The following is an 18,308-nucleotide window of genomic DNA, read 5'->3' as shown; positions in this document are numbered from 1 at the left end:
GTGGGACGACGCGCTCGAGTACCGCCCGGTCGAGATCACCGGCGTCTACGAGACGCAGGGGCAGACCCTCGTCCGCAACCGGCCGCTCGACGTTGCCGCGCTCGCCCGCACTGCCGACGTTGGCCAGCACGACGGCGAAGTAGGGCAGGACCACGGCGCCGATGGCGAAGAACAGCAGCCACCAGCCGTGGGCGAAGAGCAGGCAGATGACGCAGAGCATTCTGATGCCCATGGCGATCGAGTACTTGATCGCGCGGGAGCGCCGCTCGGCGCTCGGCGACGGCGGTAGGGAGGTGAGTGTCTCGCGTGGTTTCACAGCCCTGCAAGCCTACGTCGCGGCGGGCGGGTGCAGGCCGGGAGGGCCTCATCCCGGAATCTGTTGCGCGACGCGCCTCTAGGATGTACGGGTCGCCCGGCGCCGCACGAGCGCCGGCAGGAGGGACACCATGACCACGCCGCGCACCGTCCTCGTCACCGGGGGCAACCGGGGGATCGGCTTCGCCATCGCCCAGGAGTTCGTGGCCGCCGGTCACCGGGTCGCCGTGACCGCGCGCTCGGGATCCGGTCCGGAGGGCTCTCTCACCGTCGTCGCGGACGTGACCGACGCCGCCTCCATCGACGCCGCGTTCACGCAGGTCGAGGCCGAGCTGGGCCCGGTCGAGATCCTGGTGGCGAACGCGGGCATCACCCGCGACACCCTGCTGCTGCGCATGACGGAGGAGGACTTCACGTCCGTCGTCGACACGAACCTCACCGGGGCGTTCCGCGTCGTCAAGCGCGCATCGAAGGGGATGCTCAAGCAGCGCTTCGGCCGCGTCGTCCTCATCTCCAGCGTGGTCGGCCTCTACGGGTCGCCGGGCCAGATCAACTACTCCTCGTCGAAGGCCGCCCTCGTGGGCTTCGCCCGCTCGCTGACCCGCGAGCTCGGCGCCCGCAACATCACCGCCAACGTCGTCGCTCCCGGCTTCATCGAGACCGACATGACCGCCGAGCTCTCGCCGGAGCAGCAGGCGGAGTACCGGAAGAGCATCCCGCTCGCCCGCTACGGCACCGCTGCCGAGGTCGCGAAGGTCACGCGCTGGCTGGCCGGTGACGAGGCGGCGTACATCTCTGGTGCCGTGATCCCGGTCGACGGCGGCCTCGGTATGGGCCACTGACCGATAAGCCCTGGGCTTATATCGGGCGGATATAAGCTCTAGGCTTATGCGATGACCTCCTCCGATGTCGTCGCCGTGCTCCTGGACCTGGTGACCTCCCGCTCCCTCGTCGACCGCGCGGGTGCTCAGCGCGAGATCGAGCGGGGCTTCGCCGAGGTGGAGGCCGCGGTCCCGGCGATCCAGCCCCTGCACCCGACGGTCGGCGACGAGTTCCAGGCGATCTACCCCTCCGTCCACGCCGCGCTCCGGGCGACGCTGCAGGCGCGCCTCTCGCTCCCGGCCGGCGTCGACTGCCGCGCGGGCATCGGCCTGGGCGAGGTGCGGGTGGTCGGGTCGGGGATCGCCGGGGACCTCGAGGACGGGTCCGGCTGGTGGCGCGCGCGCGAGGCCATCGATCGCGCCCACGCGCTCGAGGACGGTGCCGTGCCCACGGCCCGCGGATGGTTCGTCGCCGGGGACGCCGACGGGGACTCCGGCGAGGCGGTGGTCAACGCCTACCTCCTCTCCCGCGACGCGCTGGTCGGAGCGCTCAGCGCGCGCGATCGCCGACTCGTGCTGGGGAGCCTGCGCGGAGCGTCGCAGAAGGAGCTGGGCGAGCAGGAGTCGATCTCGCAGCCCGCCGTCTCGCAGGCGCTCCGGCGCGCGGGAGCGGGCGCCCTCCTCGCCGGCGCGCGCCTGCTGGAGGAGACGTGCTGACGGCGCTGCTGCTCGCCGTGATCGGCCTAGGCGACCTCGCTCGCACGCACCTCCGCCGCCGTGCGGCCCTCCTCGCGATCCCCGTGCTCGCCGCCGCAGCCGTGACCGCAGCGCTCCTCGTCGGAGCCCCGCCGCTCGGTGCGGCGATAGTCGTCGTCCTGGCCGGAGCCTGGCTGCTGACGACCACGACCGTCGAGAACGCGCGGCCGCCCGGGGGTCTGCGTCCGGCCGTCGCCCTCGTCGCGGCGGTCCTGGTGCTGACCGCTGTCGACCGCGCCGCCGGCGTCCCGACGGGGCCGCTCGCGCCGACCACCGTCGCGAGCACGCTCCCTCCGATCGAGCAGCTCGCTCTGGCGGTCGGAGCCGGGCTCTTCCTGCTGGAGAGCGGCAACGTGATCGTGCGGGCGGCGCTGTTCCGCGAGCTCCCGAAGGCCGAGCCCGCGCCGCGTCCGCGCTGGAGCGAGCGGTTCGCGCGTCGGGAGCCGGCCGACGCCCGCCTGCCGGACCTCCAGGGCGGGCGCACGATCGGACCGCTGGAGCGGCTGCTGATCGCCGGTCTCACGCTCGCCGGAGCGATCGGCCTCGCCGGTGCCGTGCTCGCGGCCAAGGGGATCGTGCGCTTCCCCGAGATCTCCCGCGACGGCGGCAGTGGCGAGAAGGCGGAGTACTTCCTGGTGGGCTCGCTCGTCAGCTGGGCGCTGGCGCTCGGCTGCGCCGGACTCGTCGCGATCGCGGGCCGCTGACCTTCCCGAGGCCGGGGGAGGCGGGCCTCAGCCGCGGAGGCCGAGGACGGGCAGCAGCTGCGACAGGTCGAGGCCGCCGACGACGAGGTCGGCGCGCTCGCGCACCAGGGGCTTGGCGTTGAAGGCGACCGCGAGGGAGGCGACCGCCATCATCTCCAGGTCGTTCGCACCGTCGCCGACGGCGATCGTGCGCTGCGGCGGGACGCCCGAGACCGCCGCCCACTCGCGGAGCGCCTCCGCCTTGGCCGCGGCGTCGATGACCGCCCCGTCGACCGCTCCGGTCAGCAGGCCGTCCCCGCAGCAGAGGCGGTTGGCCCGGACGAAGTCGAGGCCGAGCGCACCGGCGACCGGGTCGAGGACCTCGTGGAACCCTCCGGACACCACACCGACGCGGCCGCCGGCGGCGTGGACGCCGGCCACGAGCTCGGCGGCGCCGGGCGTGACGCGGACGCCCGAGCTCACACCGGGGAGCACCGACTCCGGGACCCCGGCGAGAGTGGCGACCCGCTCGCGGAGGCTCTCGCCGAAGTCGAGCTCGCCGCGCATCGCCCGCTCCGTGACGGCGGCGACGCGCTCCTCGGAGCCGGCGTGCACCGCGAGGAGCTCGATCACCTCGTCCTGGAGGAGGGTGGAGTCCGCGTCGAGGACGACGAGGAAGCGGGCAGGCGTCGCAGGACGCTCACTCATGGGCCGGTCCGATCGGTCGGGTGGGCGCGCCGGGGCGCAGAGCTCGACCCGCGGGGGTGCTACGGGTGGACGACGACGCCCTTGCCGACGACGGTGATGCCCGACTCGGTGACGGTGAACCCGCGCTCGCGATCGCGGTCGTGGTCCACGCCGACTCGAGCACCGGGCTCGACGACGACGTCCTTGTCGAGGATAGCGCGGACGACCAGCGCGTCCGGGCCGATGCGGACCTTGTCGAAGACCACCGAGTCGGTGACCGTCGCGTTCGACTCGATGACCGTCCACGGCCCGACGACGCTGCGCTCGATGTGCGCGCCCGAGATCACGGTGCCGAGCGAGACGACCGAGTCGACCGTCGATCCCATGTTGCCCTTGCCGTCGCGGACGATCTTGGCCGGAGGGGAGTTCAGCTGCGACGAGAAGATCGGCCACTGCTGGTTGTAGAGGTTGAAGACCGGCAGCGCCGAGATGAGGTCCTGGTGGGCCTCGAAGAAGGAGTCGATGGTGCCGACGTCCCGCCAGTAGTAGCGGTCGCGGTCGGTCGAGCCGGGGACGTCGTTGAGCTTGAGGTCGTAGACGCCGGCCTCGCCGCGCGCGACGAAGTCGGGGATGATGTCGCCGCCCATGTCGTGGTCCGACGTGGAGGACTCGCCGTCGCGGATGACCGCGTCGATCAGGGCGTCCGCGTCGAAGACGTAGTTGCCCATGGAGGCGAGGACCTCGTGCGGGGAGTCGGCCAGGCCGACGGCGTCCTTGGGCTTCTCGAGGAACTCGGAGATCATCGTCGGGACGATGCCGTCGCCCGCCTCGTCACCGGCGAGCTGGATGACGCCGAACTGGTCCGCGAGCTCGATCGGCTGGCGGATGGCCGCGACGGTCGCCTTCGCACCGGACGTGATGTGCGCGTCGATCATCTGCGAGAAGTCCATGCGGTAGACGTGGTCGGCGCCGACCACGACGACGATGTCGGGCTTCTCGTCGCGGATCAGGTTGAGGCTCTGCAGGATCGCGTCGGCCGAGCCGCTGAACCAGCGCTTGCCCAGGCGCTGCTGCGCGGGGACCGAGGCGACGTAGGAGTTCAGGAGCCCGGAGAGGCGCCAGGTCTGCGAGACGTGGCGGTCGAGCGAGTGCGACTTGTACTGCGTCAGCACGACGATCTGGGTGAGACCGGAGTTGATCAGGTTGGACAGCGCGAAGTCGATCAGCCGGTACTGCCCGCCGAACGGCACCGCGGGCTTGGCCCGGTCCGCCGTGAGGGGCATGAGGCGCTTTCCCTCGCCGCCGGCGAGGACGATGCCGAAGATCTTCTTTGACTGCATGGCACCACAGTAGGGGCTCGGGCTTCCCCGTGGACCCCGGCTGTCGCCGGGGAAGCGCCCTGTACTACGGTTCGGGGGTGCGAGTCGATCTGCTGACCAAGGAATACCCGCCCGAGGTGTACGGGGGAGCCGGTGTCCACGTGGCCGAGCTCACCAAGGCGCTGCGCAGCGACCTGGAGGTCGTGGTGCGCTGCTTCGGCGCGCCGCGCGAGGAGGAGGGCACGTTCGCGTACTCCGTCCCCGCGGAGCTCGCCGAGGCGAACGGCGCGCTGCAGACCCTCGGGGTCGACCTGCAGATCGCGCAGGACGCGGCGGGGGCCGACCTGGTCCACTCCCACACCTGGTACGCCAACGCCGCGGGGCGTCTCGCCCAGCTCCTGCACGGCATCCCGCACGTGGTCTCGGCGCACAGCCTCGAGCCGCTGCGTCCGTGGAAGGCCGAGCAGCTCGGCGGCGGCTACCGCGTCTCGAGCTGGATCGAGCGGGAGGCGTACGAGAACGCCGACGCCGTGATCGCGGTGTCGGGCGGCATGCGCGAGGACATCCTCCGCTCCTACCCGGCCCTGGACCCGGCGAAGGTCCACGTGGTCTACAACGGCATCGACCTCGACGCCTGGCACCCGGTCGAGGACGAGGCCGTCCTCGCCGAGCTGGGCATCGACCCCTCGCGCCCCTCCGTGGTCTTCGTCGGCCGCATCACCCGGCAGAAGGGCCTGCCCTACCTGCTCCGCGCCGCGGCGACCCTGCCTCCCGAGGTGCAGCTCGTGCTCTGCGCGGGCGCCCCCGACACCCCGGAGATCATGGCCGAGGTCACCTCCCTCGTCCGCAGCCTCCAGGAGGAGCGCACCGGCGTCGTCTGGATCGACCGGCACCTGCCGCGCCACCAGCTCTCCGCGGTCCTGACGAACGCGACCACGTTCGTCTGCCCCTCGATCTACGAGCCCCTCGGCATCGTCAACCTCGAGGCGATGGCCTGCGGTGCGGCGGTCGTCGGGACGGCGACCGGCGGCATCCCGGAGGTCGTCGACGACGGCGTGACCGGCCGTCTGGTCCCGATCGAGCAGGTCACCGACGGCACCGGCACCCCCGTGGACCCGGAGCGCTACGTCGCCGACCTGGCCGCCGCCCTCGCCGAGGTCGTCGCCGACCCGGAGACGGCGAAGCGGATGGGCGCCGCGGGCCGCGAGCGCGCGCAGAGCCACTTCAGCTGGACGCAGATCGCGCGGGACACCCGGGCGATCTACGACTCGCTCGTCTGAGCCTCCCGGCCGCCTCCTTTAGAATGGCTCCCATGCCCAGCGTTGTCTCGTTCGTCGATGTGTCCTTCGTCCGGAACGGCAAGCGGATCCTCGACCACGTGTCGTGGGACGTGGCCGAGGACGAGCGCTGGGTGATCCTCGGCCCCAACGGGGCGGGCAAGACCTCGATCCTGCAGATCGCGGCCGCGCAGAACTACCCCTCGACCGGTGCCGCGCACCTGCTCGAGGAGACCCTCGGCCGGGTCGACGTGTTCGAGCTGCGCCCGCGCATCGGCTACGCCTCGACCGCGATGGCCCGCCGCCTCCCGGCGGGCGAGAGCGTGCTCGACGTCGTGATGACCGCTGCCTACGCCGTCACCGGCCGCTGGAACGAGGGCTACGACGCGATCGACGAGCGCCGCGCCCGCCGCGTGCTGTCCGAGTGGAAGCTCGAGCACCTCGCCGAGCGCACCTTCGGGACGCTCTCGGACGGCGAGCAGAAGCGCGTCCAGATCGCCCGTGCGATCATGACCGACCCCGAGCTGCTCCTGCTGGACGAGCCGGCCGCGAGCCTCGACCTCGGCGCCCGCGAGGAGCTCGTCCAGCTGCTGGGCGGCTTCGCGAAGGACCCGGCGTCGCCCGCGATCGTGATGGTGACCCACCACGTCGAGGAGATCCCCGACGGCTTCACCCACGCCCTGCTCCTCCGCGACGGAGCGGTGGTGGCGGCGGGCCCGCTGGCCGAGTCCCTGACCGAGGCGACGCTCGCCGAGACCTTCGGGCTCGACATCGCTCTCACCCGCGAGAACGGGCGCTTCTCGGCCCGCGCCCGCGGCTGACCCCGCTCCGGGATCCGGGCGCGGCGCGACTTCTGCGCGCGCTGCCGGTCTGGTATTCTCGGTAGCTGGTTCGGGCCCGTTCGCGGTGCGCCCGCCCTCATCCACCCGTTCCCGTCGACGACAGGTGCGGTTCAGGACCATCGACGACAGGACACGACCATGAAGACCGACATCCACCCCGAGTACTCCGCGATCGTCTTCCGCGACCTCGCGTCCGGTGAGACCTTCCTCACCCGCTCGACCGCGAAGAGCAGCAAGACGATCGAGCTCGACGGCGTGACCTACCCCGTCATCGACGTCGAGATCTCCTCCGCCTCGCACCCGTTCTACACGGGCAAGCAGCGCATCATGGACTCGGCCGGCCGCGTGGAGAAGTTCAACAGCCGCTACAAGAACTTCGGCAAGTAGCACTCCTCGAAGGGCCCTCGACCTCACGGTCGGGGGCCCTTCGTCGTTCCCGCGGGGCGGTCCTCAGTAGCGGTAGAAGCCCTCTCCGGTGGCCGTTCCGAGGCGGCCGCGATCGAGGTACTCCGTCTTCAGGTGGGCGGCGAAGGCCTGGGAGGCCTCGTCCGGGGCCGCGGCGGCGATGTTGTAGGCGGTCCGCAGACCGACGACGTCGAAGATCTGGAAGGGTCCGAGCGGGGCGCCGGTGCCGATCCTCCAGGTCTTGTCGATGGTCTCGTGGTCGGCGTAGCCGCCCATGAGCAGCCCTGACGCGGCGTTGAGGAGCGGCACCAGCAGCGAGTTCAGGACGTAGCCGGCCTTCTCCTTCTGCAGCCTGATGGGCTCGAGGCGGCTGGAGACGGCGAACTCCACGACGGCGTCGACCACGGCGGGGTCCGTGTCCGCCGTTCCCATGATCTCGGCCGTGTTCTGCGCCCAGACGTGGTTGGCGTAGTGCAGCGCGAGGAACCGGTCGGGTCGGCCCGTCGAGGCCTTCAGGTCGCTGGGAAGCAGCGTGGACGAGTTGGTCGCGAAGACCGTGCGCTCGGGAGCGAGCGCACCCAGGCGGCCGTACAGCTCCTGCTTCAGGCCCAGGTCCTCGGGGACGGCCTCGATCACGAGGTCGGCGTCGGCGACAGCCTCCGCGAGGTCGGAGGTGAGGCGGAGGGAGTCGAGCGCCTCCTGCGGTCCGCCGGCGACGCCGCCGGGCACCGACTCGTAGACGCCCGCGAGACCGCGGAGCCGCTCGCGCGCCGACTCGAGGACGTCGTCGGAGAGGTCGTAGACGGTGACGTCGAAGCCGTGGAAGGCCGACTGGAAGGCGATCTGGGAGCCGAGCACTCCGCTGCCGAGGACGGTGACCGTGCGGATCGTGGGCATGACTTCTCCTTGCGAGAGGGGGGGAGGGGAACACGTGCTCACCCGATCCCACAGCGCCGCGGTCCGCGGAGCGAGGGCTTGCGCCGACGGGCGGGCCGTGGCCGTCGGGGAGCCGGCGCGGTAGCGTCCCGGCATGGTGTCCTTCGCCGACAAGCCGATCCTGCCGTTCACGACTCCTGAAGAGTGGGACGCCTACCTCCGCGGCGAGCCCGACCCGGACGGAGTCCGGCTGAAGCTGCGGAAGAAGGCCGCCGTCGATCCGGGGATCACCTACGCCGAGGCGCTCGACATCGCGCTCTGCCACGGCTGGATCGACGGTCAGGCGGGAGCCTTCGACGAGCAGTTCAAGCTCCAGGCCTTCACCCCGCGGCGTCGCGCTAGCCCGTGGTCCAAGGTCAACCGCGATCATGTCGCACGGCTGCTGGCGGAGGGCCGGATGCTGCCGGGCGGGCTGGCCGAGGTCGAGCGGGCACGCGCCGACGGGCGCTGGGACGCGGCCTACCGGCAGCGCGATGCGGAGGTGCCGGACGACTTCCAGCGGGCGCTCGACGCGGATCCGCAGGCCCTGGCCTTCTTCGCGACCGTCGGCGGGCAGAAGCGCTTCGCGTTCCTCTTCCGCCTCTCGCAGCTGAAGCGGGCGGCGACGCGGGAGCGGCGGATCGCGGAGTACGTGGCGCTCCTGCGCGAGGGGCGCACGCTGACCTGAGGGGTCAGTGGCGGACCGGCCAGCCCCCGTCGGCGACGAAGGACTCGTCGCGGACGCGGCGCATGTACTCCTGGAAGGACTCGGCCTGGGTGCGGCACCAGTCGACCTGGAGCGCGTGCAGGGCCTCCGCGCCGACTCCGAGCTCGTCGGCGAAGGCGCGGCCCAGCGCCTGGGCGACCCGACCCGCCGCGATCGCGTCCGCGCCCGCGTCGTGCGCCTCGGTGAGGGCGACGCCGTAGTGCTCGGCGGCGAGGGTCAGGGTGCGCTTGCCCTTGCGGTAGCGGTCCACCGCCTTGTCGATCACGAGCGGATCGACGACGGGGCTCGGGTCGAGCAGCACGGGCACGCCCCAGCGGCGCGCCTCGTGGGCGAGGAGCGAGAGGTCGTAGGGGGCGTTGTAGACGACGACCGGGATGCCGCGGGCGAGGAGCGAGCGCAGCGCCTCGGAGATCTCGGCCACGACCTCGCCGGCGGGGCGGCCGTGCGCGCGGGCGTGCTCGGTGCTGATCCCGTGGACGGCGGAGGCGCCGGCCGGGATCTCGACCCCGGGATCGGCGAGCCAGGTCGTGCCCTCGATCGGCTCGCCCGCCGCGTCGATCACGCCGACGTGCGCGGTGACGATGCGGCTCGTGCGGACGTCGATGCCGGTGGTCTCGAGGTCGAACACGGCCAGCAGATCGAACCACCGCGCCCCTTCGGAGGGGACGAGCTCCTGCTCGGCGTCATCGAACAGCATCGGCTCGGTCTGCGTCTCGGTCGTTCCGGTGGTGCTCACGCCGACAGCCTAAAGGGGGCCTCCGACATCGGCCGGAGGCCCCTCGGCGTGCTGCCGGGTCAGCGGGCCTCGTGCGCCTTGGCGACGTGGAGCCAGAAGAAGCCCTGCGTGCCGAGTGTCATCGTCAGCGTGCCGTCGTCCGAGAATCCGGGGAAGCGGCCGCCGCCGAACAGGTCGCTGAGCGTCGATCCGGGGTTCTCCGGGTCCGTGATCGTCACCGAGACCGGGTTGTGGTTGAAGCTGAAGACGCAGAGCACCTCCTCGGGCTGGTCGCCCATCTCGGAGCCCGAGCCGGCGTAGTCCCGCACGAAGGCGAGCACCGACTCGTGGTCCGTCTCGAGGACGCGCATCGACCCCAGGCCGAACGCCGGGTGGCCGCGGCGCACGTGCAGGACGTTCCGCATCCAGTGCAGCAGGGAGCGGGACTGCGCCAGCTGCGCCTCCACGTTGACCTGGTTGTAGTGGTAGACGAGCGACTGGACGATCGGCTGCACGAGCTTGCCGGGGTCGGCGGCCGAGAAGCCGGCGTTGCGGTCGGGCGTCCACTGCATCGGCGTGCGCGACGCGTCGCGGTCGTTGAGCCAGATGTTGTCGCCCATGCCGATCTCGTCGCCGTAGTACAGGAACGGGCTGCCGGCGAGGGAGAAGAGCAGGGCGTTGATCAGCTCGAGCTCGGCACGCGAGTTGTCCAGCAGCGGCGCGAGCCTGCGGCGGATGCCGATGTTCGAGCGCATCCGCGGGTCGTAGGCGTACCAGCCGTACATGGCCTGGCGGTACTCCTCGGACACCATCTCGAGCGTGAGCTCGTCGTGGTTGCGGAGGAACACGCCCCAGGCGGCGCCGCTGGGTATGTCGAACGTCTCGGAGAGCACCTTCTTCAGCTCGTTCGCCGTCTGCGCGCGGAGGGAGTAGAAGATGCGCGGCATGACCGGGAAGTCGAACGCCATGTGGCACTCGGGCTCCTCCTCCGTGCCGAAGAACGCGGCGACCTCCCGCGGCCACTGGTTCGCCTCGGCGATCAGGATGCGGCCGGGGTAGTCGCGGTCGACCATGGTGCGGAGGTTCTTGATGAACTCGTGGGTGGGCGGCTCGCCCTCTCCGTTGCCCTCGTCGGACTCGTAGAGGTAGGGGATCGCGTCGAGCCGGATGCCGTCGACGCCGAGGTCGAGCCAGAACTTGACCACGTCGTGGATCGCCTCGTGCACGGCGGGGTTCTCGAAGTTGAGGTCCGGCTGGTGCGAGAAGAAGCGGTGGAAGTAGAACTGGCGGCGCTCGGCGTCGAAGGCCCAGTTCGAGTCCTCGGTGTCGACGAAGATGATGCGGATGTCCGGCCACTTGTCGTCGGTGTCGTTCCAGACGTAGAAGTCGCCGTGGGGGCCCTCGGGGTCGGAGCGGGACTGCTGGAACCACTCGTGCTGGTCGCTGGTGTGGTTGAGCGGGAAGTCCATCACGATGCGCATGTTGCGCTCGTGGGCCTTCCGGACGAGGTCGCGGAAGTCCTCCATCGTGCCGAACTCGGGGAGGATCGCCTTGAAGTCGGAGACGTCGTAGCCGCCGTCGCGCAGAGGCGACATGTAGAACGGCGGGAGCCAGAGGGCGTCGATGCCGAGCCACTGCAGGTAGTCGAGCTTGGAGGCGAGCCCGTTGATGTCGCCGGCGCCGTCGCCGTTGGAGTCGTAGTACGACCGGATCATCACCTCGTAGAACACCGCCCGGCGGTACCACTGGGGGTCGAGGGCGAGTCCGGGGAGTTGGATCGGCGACGTGAAGCTCACGGTGCTCCTTCTGCTGCTGCCTGAGCGGATGACCGTCTCGCGAGACGGGTGGGCGGTGCGCCGTGTTGCGAGCGCGTGATCATGCTCCCGGCTCGGATCGAGGCCACGCAAGGCGTTGCGGCCAGATCTTCGACGGGCTTTCCCTACGATAAGGAACGCGATGACCACTCCCTCCCCCTACGCCTCCGATCTCGGCCGTGTCCCCGTCCGCGAGGCCGCGGTGGACGTCGCCGGATCCCGCACCGCCTACTGGACCTACGGCGCTCCGGACGCCTCGACCGTCCTCGTGCTGGTGCACGGGTTCCGCGGCGAGCACCACGGCCTCGAGCCCGTCGTCGCCCGTCTGCTCGCCGGGGGAGCGGACGTGCGGGTCGTCGCTCCCGACCTGCCCGGCTTCGGCGCCTCGACCCCGATGACGCGCCTGCCGCACGACGTGGACGGCTACGCCTCCTGGCTCGGCTCCTTCCTCGACACGCTGGGGCTCCGCGGTGAGGCGGCCGTCCTCGGCCACTCCTTCGGCTCGATCGTCGCGGCCGCGGCCGTCGCCGACGGGCTGCCCGCTCCGCTCCTGGTGCTGGTCAACCCGATCGGGGCGCCCGCCCTGCAGGGTCCGCGCGGCGTCCTGACCAGGCTCGCCGTCCTCTACTACCGGCTCGGCGCGCTCCTGCCGGGGCCCCTCGGACGCCGCCTGCTCAGCGACCCGCTGATCGTGCGGGTGATGAGCCTGGCGATGGTGAAGACGAAGGAGCCGGCGCTGCGACGCTTCGTGCACGACCAGCACGACCGCTACTTCAGCGCCTTCGCCTCCCGCGACACGGTCCTCGAGGCGTTCCGCGCCTCCGTCTCGCACGACGTCGGCGAGTACGCCTCCCGGATCCGGGTGCCGACGCAGCTGATCGCCGCGGCGCAGGACGACATCACTCCGCTCCCGGCGCAGTACCGCCTGCTCGAGAGGCTGCCGCACGCCCGCCTGCACGTCATCGACGGAGTCGGCCACCTGATCCACTACGAGACGCCGGACGAGGCCGCCGCCGTGCTGCGGACGGCCCTCGAGGAGGGGATCGACCGATGAGGATCGTCGTCGACTGCCGGTACACCCGGCTCGAGCGGCACGACGGGATCAGCCGCTACACCGCGGAGCTCGTCCGCGAGCTCGCGAAGCTGCACGACGTGACCATGCTGATCAGCGACCGCCGCCAGCTCGCGATGCTCCCGTCGCTCCCGTGGGAGCGCGTGACCGGGCCGACCAGCCCGTTCGAGCCGTTCGTCGCGCTGCTGGTGAACCGGCTGCGGCCCGACGTGGTCTTCTCGCCGATGCAGACCATGGGCTCGCTCGGCCGCCGCTACCGGCTCGTCCTGACCGTGCACGACCTCATCTACTACCGCCACCGCACTCCGCCGCGCGACCTGGCCGCTCCCGTGCGCGCGCTCTGGCGGCTCTACCACCTCGCCTGGTGGCCGCAGCGGAGGCTCCTTCAGCGCGCCGACGCGGTCGTCACCGTCTCGGAGACCACCCGCGACCTGATCCGCTCCCACCGCCTCACCACCCGGCCGGTGGTCGTCGTCCCGAACGCGGCGACCGAGCCCGACGAGGCGAGCGCCGCTCTGGCGGGATCGCTGCCCGACCGGTCGGCCGGGCGCTCGCTCGTCTACATGGGCTCGTTCATGCCCTACAAGAACGTCGAGACGCTCGCGCGCGCGATGCGGCTTCTGCCCGACTACGAGCTGCACCTGATGAGCCGGGCGAGCGACGAGACCGTCGAGACGCTCCGGGCCCTGGCGCCGACCGCGAAGCTGGTGTTCCACCAGGGGGCGCCGGACGCGGAGTACCGCGCGGTGCTCGCGCGGGCGACCGCTCTCGTGACGGCGAGCAGGGACGAGGGCTTCGGGATCCCGCTGGTCGAGGCGATGGCGCTCGGGACGCCGGTCGTGGTGAGCGACATCCCGATCTTCCGCGAGATCGCCCAGGACGCCGCCGTGTACGTCGACCCGTCGAGCGCGAAGGGTATCGCGGACGGCGTGCGATCGCTCGAGGACGGCGCCGTGTGGCGGACGCACTCGGCCCGGGCGAGGGAGCGGGCCGCGGCCTTCTCCTGGCGCGACTCCGCCCGGGTGCTCTTCGGGCTCCTGCACGACCTCGGCCGGCGCTGACGCGGGGCCGGCGATCGGACCGCCTCCGGGAGGCGGGCCGTCAGGCTCCCGGGGCCGGGCTGAGCACGTCGTCGAGGTCGACGTCCGCCACGACCACGTCGCCGGAGTCGTCGACGCCGACGATGCGCAGTGCCCCGTCGACGATCGCGAAGTCGTGCCGGGAGCCGTTGCCGACCGAGACGCCGTGCACAGGGAGGTCCTCGCTGCTGAGCGCGCGGATCAGGCTGCCGATGACCGCACCGTGCGTGGCGACGACGACGGACGCGCCGGGGAAGCGATCGGCCACCTCGAGCAGCGCGGCGGTCGCCCGCTCGACGACCTCGGCGCGGGTCTCGCAGCCGGGGATCGGCGCGCGCTCGATGCCTCCGGGGAAGCGCTCGGCGAGCTCGGGACCGGTCATCCCCTCCGCCTCGCCGTAGGCGCGCTCGGCCAGGCCCGGCACCGCCAGCGGCTCGTCGAGGCCGAGACCGCGCGCGATGATGGCTCCGGTGTCGAAGGCGCGCTGCAGCGGACTGGCGACCACGGCGTCGAAGCGCCGGTCGGCGAGCAGCCGCGCCGCCGCCCGCGCCTGGGCGCGCCCGGTCGCGTTGAGCGGGATGTCGCTCCTGCCCTGGATGCGCCGGGCGGCGTTCCAGTCGGTCTGGCCGTGACGGACGAGGGTGAGCTGGGTCACAGGGGCCTCTCGGGAGGTCGGGTGCGGAGCAGTCGGGAGCTCAGAGGGCGGCGGTGCGGCGCGCGGGCAGGCGCTCGGCGAGCTCGCGGAGCACCTCGCTGGTGCCGCCGTCGATCTTGATGCTCGCGCGCGAGTCGCCCTTGGTGGTGCCGCGGTTGACGATCACGATCGGCATCCGGGCGCGACGGGCGATCTCGAGGAAGCGGATGCCGGAGTTGACCACGAGCGACGAGCCGGCCACGAGCAGGGCGTCGGCGCCCGCGACGATGGCGCGCGCCTCCTCGAACCGCTCGGTCGGGATGAACTCGCCGAAGAAGACGATGTCCGGCTTCAGGATCCCGCCGCAGACCGTGCACTCGGGGACGGTCATCGCCGAGACGTCGTGGACCTCGGCGTCGCCGTCGGGGTTGAGGGAGGAGACGTCGGGGTCGTCGAGCCAGGGGTTGAGCGCCTCGATCCGCTCGGCCACCGCGTCGCGGGCGAAGTACTGGCCGCAGGTCATGCAGCACACACGGTCCGCCGAGCCGTGCAGATCCACCACACGGCGCGAGCCGGCCCGGACGTGCAGGCCGTCGACGTTCTGGGTGACGACGCCCGTGAGCAGGCCGCGCTCCTCGAGCCGGGCCAGGGCCCGGTGGCCGTCGTTGGGGAGCGTGCTGGTGAAGCGGCGCCAGCCGAGCTGGCTGCCGGCCCAGTACCGGCGGCGGTAGTCGGGATCGGCGACGAACTGGGAGTAGGTCATCGGGCTGCGCACCGGTGCCCCGGCTCCGCGGTAGTCGGGGATGCCCGAGTCGGTGCTCATGCCCGCGCCGGTGACGGCGGCGATGCGGCGCCCGCTGAGGAGTTCGACGGCCTGCTCGACCGCGAGCGCCTCGGGGCCCTCGGCGACCGGTGTCGGACTCGACTCCATCCGCGCCTCCTTCGAGGGCCGTTCGAGCGGCCCCCGACGAGTTTAGTCCGCGCCGTGCCCTAGATTGCCGGGATGCCGATCGTGCACATCACCGACCTCGACCACCCGCTCCTCGCCGACTACCACCGCCTCACCGACGTGGCGCTGCGGCGGGTGCTGGAGCCGGAGGGCGGTCTGTACATCGCCGAGTCCGCCAAGGTGATCGAGCGGGCGCTCGACGCCGGGCACCGTCCCCGCTCGGTCCTGGTGCAGGAGAAGCGGCTGCCGGACGCGGCCGGGGTGCTCGAGCGTCATCCCGAGGTGCCGGTCTTCGTGGCGCCGGATCCGCTGATCGAGGAGCTGACCGGGTTCCACCTCCACCGCGGAGCGCTCGCCTCGATGCACCGTCCGCCGCTGCGGCCGATGGCCGAGCTGCTGGAGGGCGCGCGCCTCGTCGTGATCCTGGAGGACCTGGTCGACCACACCAACGTCGGCGCCGTCTTCCGCGCCGCGGCCGGGATGGGCGCGGACGCGGTCCTCGTGACGCCGCGCTGCGCGGACCCCCTGTACCGGCGCAGCGTCCGGGTGAGCATGGGCACGGTCCTGCAGGTGCCGTGGACGCGCACCCCCGAGTGGGCACCGGCTCGCCGCGCTCTGGAGGAGGCCGGGTTCTCGGTCGCCGCGCTGGCGCTCGCTCCGGACGCGGTGCCGCTCGATGAGTACGCGGCGGCTCGCCCCGAGCGCGTCGCGATCGTCCTGGGCGCCGAGGGGGACGGGCTCAGCCGCGCGGCGCTGGACGCCTCGGACACCGTCGTCACCATCCCGATGCTGCACGGCGTCGACTCGCTCAACGTGGCCTCGGCGAGCGCCGTCGCGCTGTGGGCGCTGACCCGCGGGCGCTGACCGCCGGGCTCCGGCGCTCGGCGGCCCGGCGGTGACCCGCCGCTGACGCTCGCGACGCGGGATCGGGGTCGGTGCCGCGCGTCACCCGCCGCGTCCGACGACGGGGCGGCGTCCGGGACGGGTGAGAGGCCCGCCCGTACGATGACGGGGTGACCTCCCCGACCCGATCCGACGACGCCCTCGACCTGTTCGGGGAGCCCGCCGCGCCGGAGCCGCGACCGCGTCGACGGCGCGGGGCGGTCGTCGCCGGTCTCGTCGCTGCGACCGTGCTGGTCGGTGGAGGCGGTGCCTACGCGACCAACGCGGCGACCGCGGAGCTGCCGACGGCGAGCGCCGTCGCGGTGGACCCCGTCTCGAGCACCGTCGACGCGCCCGCTCCGGCCTGGCCGGCCTACGGCTCCGGCGCCGTGGCGGCCGTGGGCATCGACGGGACGGAGGAGGACGGGCTGCTCGCCCGCTACGGCTCCACCGGAACCGTGCCGACGGGGAGCATCGCCAAGGTCGTCACCGCTCTCGTCGTCCTCGCGGCGAAGCCGATCGCGGCGGGGACGGACGGGGAGACCATCACCTTCACGAGCGCGGACGTGCAGTACTACAACGACACCCTGGCCGAGAACGGCTCGAACGCTCCGGTCACCGCGGGTCTGCAGCTGACCGAGCGGGAGGCGCTGACCGCCATGATGCTCCCGTCCGCGAACAACTACGCGAAGTCGCTCGCGATCTGGGCGTACGGCTCGGAGGACGCCTTCCTCGCCGCGGCGCGCGGCTGGCTCGACGGGCAGGGGCTCGAGCGGACCTCCCTCGCCGACACCAGCGGGCTCTCGCCGGCGACGGTCAGCACGACGGCCGAGATGGTGCGCCTGGGCGAGCTGCTGATCGCGGACCCGGTGCTCGCTCCGATCGTCGCGATGCCGACCGCGGTCATCCCGGGGGTCGGCGAGGTCGACAACACCAACTCGCTCCTCGGCCGCTCGGGAGTGGACGGGATCAAGACGGGGACGACCGACGAGGCGGGCTCGTGCCTGCTGTTCTCGCTCGACGCGACCGTCGAGGGCCGGCCGGTCACCCTGGTCGGCGTGGTGGTGGGCGCGCGCACGCACCCGCAGCTCGCCGCGGACGTGCTGACCCTCGTCCCGACCGTCGAGGCGGGCTTCCGGACCGTCCCGCTGACCGTCGAGGGGCAGGAGTACGGCACCCTCACGAGCGCCTGGGGGGAGACGGCGACGGCCGAGACCGCGGAGGCGCGGTCCGTGCTGGTGTGGGGTGCGGTCTCGACGTCGACCACGGTCGCCCTCGATCCGCTCGAGACCGTCGCCGACGGCGAGCGCGTGGGGACCGCGACCGTCGACGTCAACGGCACCCCGTACGAGCTTCCCCTCGTCGCCGACGGGTCGATCGAGGACCCGGGCTTCGCCTGGCGCCTCGGCCACCCGGCCGAGCTGTTCGGCTGAGCGCGGGGCGAGCCGCCGCCTCCCGGGAGCGGATCAGGCCAGGGGATCCGCGGCCCGGTCGCCGACGATCCGCACGCCGGCGGTCGCGATGTCCTCGGCGACCTCCTCCGGCGTCGCGTTGCCCGGCACGACCGAGCCCGGCTCCGAGGCCGCGGGATCGATGCTCCAGCGCTCGGCGGAGGGCCGTTTGGCGGTGATGAAGTCGCCGGAGGACTGGTGGCGGACTCGGCGCAGCACCCAGGGCACGAGGTACTCCCGCGCCCACTGGATGTCCTCCGTGCGGGCGGCACGCCACGTGCGGGCGTGCAGCGGCTCCGGGGCGAGGGGGCGCAGGTCGTTCTCGACGTTCAGCGACTCGAGGACCATGCGCGCGACCTCGTGGTGGCCGTGCGGGTTGAGGTGCAGGCGGTCCGGCGCCCACATCCGCACGTCCTGGATCTCCTGGAGGGACCACTGGTCGGCGACGATGCAGTCGTACCGCTTGGCCAGCGCCCGCAGGTTCTCGTTGTAGATCGCGACCTTCCCGCGGATCCGCCCGAACACGGGGGAGAAGCCCACGTCCACTCCGGTGAAGAGGACGACGGTCGCCCCGTCGGAGCGGAGCCGGGCGAGGCCCGACTCGAAGCGGGACGCGATGTCGTCGGGGTCGGTCCCCGGGCGGATGACGTCGTTCCCGCCCGCGGAGATGGTGATGAGGTCGGGGCGCAGCTCCAGGGCGGGCTCGACCTGCTCGTCGACGATCTGCTGCAGGAGGCGGCCGCGCACCGCCAGGTTGGCGTAGGCGAAGTCCTCGTTCTGGCTGCCCAGGACCTCCGCCACGCGGTCCGCCCAGCCGCGGTGCCCGCCGGGGCTGCCGGGCTCGGGATCGCCGATCCCCTCGGTGAAGGAGTCGCCCAGGGCGACGTAGCGGGACCACGGATGACGCTGCTCGACCATCCCTCCATCATGCTCCGCACCCGGCCGCCGGTGGCACGGCGCGACAC

At 72.3% G+C, this 18,308-nt stretch carries 20 protein-coding genes; 11 read left to right on the top strand and 9 right to left on the bottom strand.

Annotated features, from left to right (window positions below):
• Positions 1–316 (bottom strand): DUF3099 domain-containing protein (locus C5C10_RS05350; RefSeq protein WP_146082108.1); only part of this gene is annotated, 316 nt, incomplete at its 3' end.
• A 130-nt stretch (positions 317–446) separates the two neighbouring features.
• Here C5C10_RS05350 and C5C10_RS05345 point away from each other — a divergent pair.
• The 3 genes from C5C10_RS05345 to C5C10_RS05335 are packed head-to-tail and all read left to right on the top strand — an operon-like array spanning position 447 to position 2,596.
• The gene (locus C5C10_RS05345; RefSeq protein WP_104225284.1) at positions 447–1,157 is read left to right on the top strand and encodes a beta-ketoacyl-ACP reductase; all 711 of its coding nucleotides are present in this window, start codon (positions 447–449) and stop codon (positions 1,155–1,157) included.
• A 51-nt stretch (positions 1,158–1,208) separates the two neighbouring features.
• Positions 1,209–1,853 (top strand): SatD family protein, encoded by a 645-nt coding sequence (locus C5C10_RS05340; RefSeq protein ID WP_104328735.1) that lies wholly within the window; start codon positions 1,209–1,211, stop codon positions 1,851–1,853.
• A complete protein-coding gene (locus C5C10_RS05335) occupies positions 1,847–2,596 on the top strand; it encodes a hypothetical protein (RefSeq protein ID WP_104328734.1) in 750 nt (249 codons plus the stop codon). The genes C5C10_RS05340 and C5C10_RS05335 overlap by 7 nt, the downstream gene beginning before the upstream one ends.
• Before the next feature lie 27 nt (positions 2,597–2,623).
• Here C5C10_RS05335 and serB read toward each other — a convergent pair whose 3' ends face one another.
• Both serB and C5C10_RS05325 read right to left on the bottom strand, forming a co-directional pair.
• Complete coding sequence (serB, locus tag C5C10_RS05330) at positions 2,624–3,283, bottom strand: phosphoserine phosphatase SerB (RefSeq protein WP_104262940.1); 660 nt, start codon at positions 3,281–3,283, stop codon at positions 2,624–2,626.
• Between the two features lie 59 nt (positions 3,284–3,342).
• The gene (locus tag C5C10_RS05325) at positions 3,343–4,602 is read right to left on the bottom strand and encodes a glucose-1-phosphate adenylyltransferase (protein WP_104221960.1); all 1,260 of its coding nucleotides are present in this window, start codon (positions 4,600–4,602) and stop codon (positions 3,343–3,345) included.
• A 77-nt stretch (positions 4,603–4,679) separates the two neighbouring features.
• Here C5C10_RS05325 and glgA point away from each other — a divergent pair, with 77 nt between their 5' ends.
• The 3 genes from glgA (at position 4,680) to C5C10_RS05310 (ending at position 7,087) form a co-directional block, all read left to right on the top strand.
• Entirely contained in the window at positions 4,680–5,861 is a 1,182-nt protein-coding gene (gene glgA, locus C5C10_RS05320) for a glycogen synthase (RefSeq protein ID WP_104225282.1), read from the top strand.
• 32 nt (positions 5,862–5,893) lie between these two features.
• Positions 5,894–6,679, top strand: coding sequence for an ABC transporter ATP-binding protein (locus tag C5C10_RS05315; protein ID WP_104221964.1), 786 nt, complete (start codon positions 5,894–5,896; stop codon positions 6,677–6,679).
• A gap of 159 nt (positions 6,680–6,838) precedes the next feature.
• Positions 6,839–7,087 (top strand): type B 50S ribosomal protein L31, encoded by a 249-nt coding sequence (locus C5C10_RS05310; protein WP_068253003.1) that lies wholly within the window; start codon positions 6,839–6,841, stop codon positions 7,085–7,087.
• 63 nt (positions 7,088–7,150) lie between these two features.
• Here the strand turns inward: C5C10_RS05310 and C5C10_RS05305 are convergent, their stop codons facing one another.
• A complete protein-coding gene (locus C5C10_RS05305) occupies positions 7,151–8,002 on the bottom strand; it encodes a 3-hydroxyacyl-CoA dehydrogenase (protein ID WP_104328733.1) in 852 nt (283 codons plus the stop codon).
• A gap of 133 nt (positions 8,003–8,135) precedes the next feature.
• On the opposite strand from C5C10_RS05305, the gene C5C10_RS05300 reads away from it, so the two are divergent.
• The gene (locus tag C5C10_RS05300; protein ID WP_104232624.1) at positions 8,136–8,708 is read left to right on the top strand and encodes a YdeI family protein; all 573 of its coding nucleotides are present in this window, start codon (positions 8,136–8,138) and stop codon (positions 8,706–8,708) included.
• Between the two features lie 4 nt (positions 8,709–8,712).
• On the opposite strand, the gene C5C10_RS05295 is transcribed toward C5C10_RS05300, so the two are convergent.
• Together C5C10_RS05295 and treS are read right to left on the bottom strand one after the other, a co-directional pair.
• A complete protein-coding gene (locus tag C5C10_RS05295; RefSeq protein WP_104222136.1) occupies positions 8,713–9,444 on the bottom strand; it encodes a 3'-5' exonuclease in 732 nt (243 codons plus the stop codon).
• Positions 9,445–9,542: 98 nt separating this feature from the next.
• Positions 9,543–11,258: a maltose alpha-D-glucosyltransferase gene (gene treS, locus C5C10_RS05290; protein WP_104328732.1), complete on the bottom strand. Its 1,716-nt coding sequence runs from the start codon at positions 11,256–11,258 to the stop codon at positions 9,543–9,545.
• A 160-nt stretch (positions 11,259–11,418) separates the two neighbouring features.
• Here treS and C5C10_RS05285 point away from each other — a divergent pair, with 160 nt between their 5' ends.
• Entirely contained in the window at positions 11,419–12,330 is a 912-nt protein-coding gene (locus tag C5C10_RS05285) for an alpha/beta fold hydrolase (protein ID WP_104328731.1), read from the top strand.
• Positions 12,327–13,409: a glycosyltransferase family 1 protein gene (locus C5C10_RS05280; RefSeq protein WP_104232622.1), complete on the top strand. Its 1,083-nt coding sequence runs from the start codon at positions 12,327–12,329 to the stop codon at positions 13,407–13,409. Before C5C10_RS05285 ends, C5C10_RS05280 begins: the two co-directional genes overlap by 4 nt.
• A 40-nt stretch (positions 13,410–13,449) precedes the next feature.
• Here C5C10_RS05280 and C5C10_RS05275 read toward each other — a convergent pair whose 3' ends face one another.
• Together C5C10_RS05275 and C5C10_RS05270 are read right to left on the bottom strand one after the other, a co-directional pair.
• Entirely contained in the window at positions 13,450–14,082 is a 633-nt protein-coding gene (locus tag C5C10_RS05275) for a histidine phosphatase family protein (RefSeq protein ID WP_104328730.1), read from the bottom strand.
• A 40-nt stretch (positions 14,083–14,122) separates the two neighbouring features.
• A complete protein-coding gene (locus tag C5C10_RS05270; protein ID WP_104328729.1) occupies positions 14,123–14,992 on the bottom strand; it encodes a Sir2 family NAD-dependent protein deacetylase in 870 nt (289 codons plus the stop codon).
• A 72-nt stretch (positions 14,993–15,064) separates the two neighbouring features.
• Between C5C10_RS05270 and C5C10_RS05265 the strand changes: the two genes are divergently transcribed.
• The gene (locus C5C10_RS05265) at positions 15,065–15,874 is read left to right on the top strand and encodes an RNA methyltransferase (protein WP_104232619.1); all 810 of its coding nucleotides are present in this window, start codon (positions 15,065–15,067) and stop codon (positions 15,872–15,874) included.
• 149 nt (positions 15,875–16,023) lie between these two features.
• Positions 16,024–17,325 carry a D-alanyl-D-alanine carboxypeptidase family protein gene (locus tag C5C10_RS05260; protein WP_104328728.1) on the top strand — a complete coding sequence of 434 codons (1,302 nt, stop codon included), beginning with the start codon at positions 16,024–16,026 and terminating at the stop codon, positions 17,323–17,325.
• Between the two features lie 33 nt (positions 17,326–17,358).
• On the opposite strand, the gene C5C10_RS05255 is transcribed toward C5C10_RS05260, so the two are convergent.
• Positions 17,359–18,261: an SGNH/GDSL hydrolase family protein gene (locus C5C10_RS05255; protein ID WP_104287900.1), complete on the bottom strand. Its 903-nt coding sequence runs from the start codon at positions 18,259–18,261 to the stop codon at positions 17,359–17,361.
• Positions 18,262–18,308: the final 47 nt, after the last annotated feature.

This window comes from Rathayibacter sp. AY1A3, from assembly GCF_002930975.1.
Lineage (GTDB): Bacteria > Actinomycetota > Actinomycetes > Actinomycetales > Microbacteriaceae > Rathayibacter.
The sequence above is the reverse complement of the archived record's forward strand: the minus strand, read 5'-3'. Positions and strand labels throughout refer to the sequence as shown.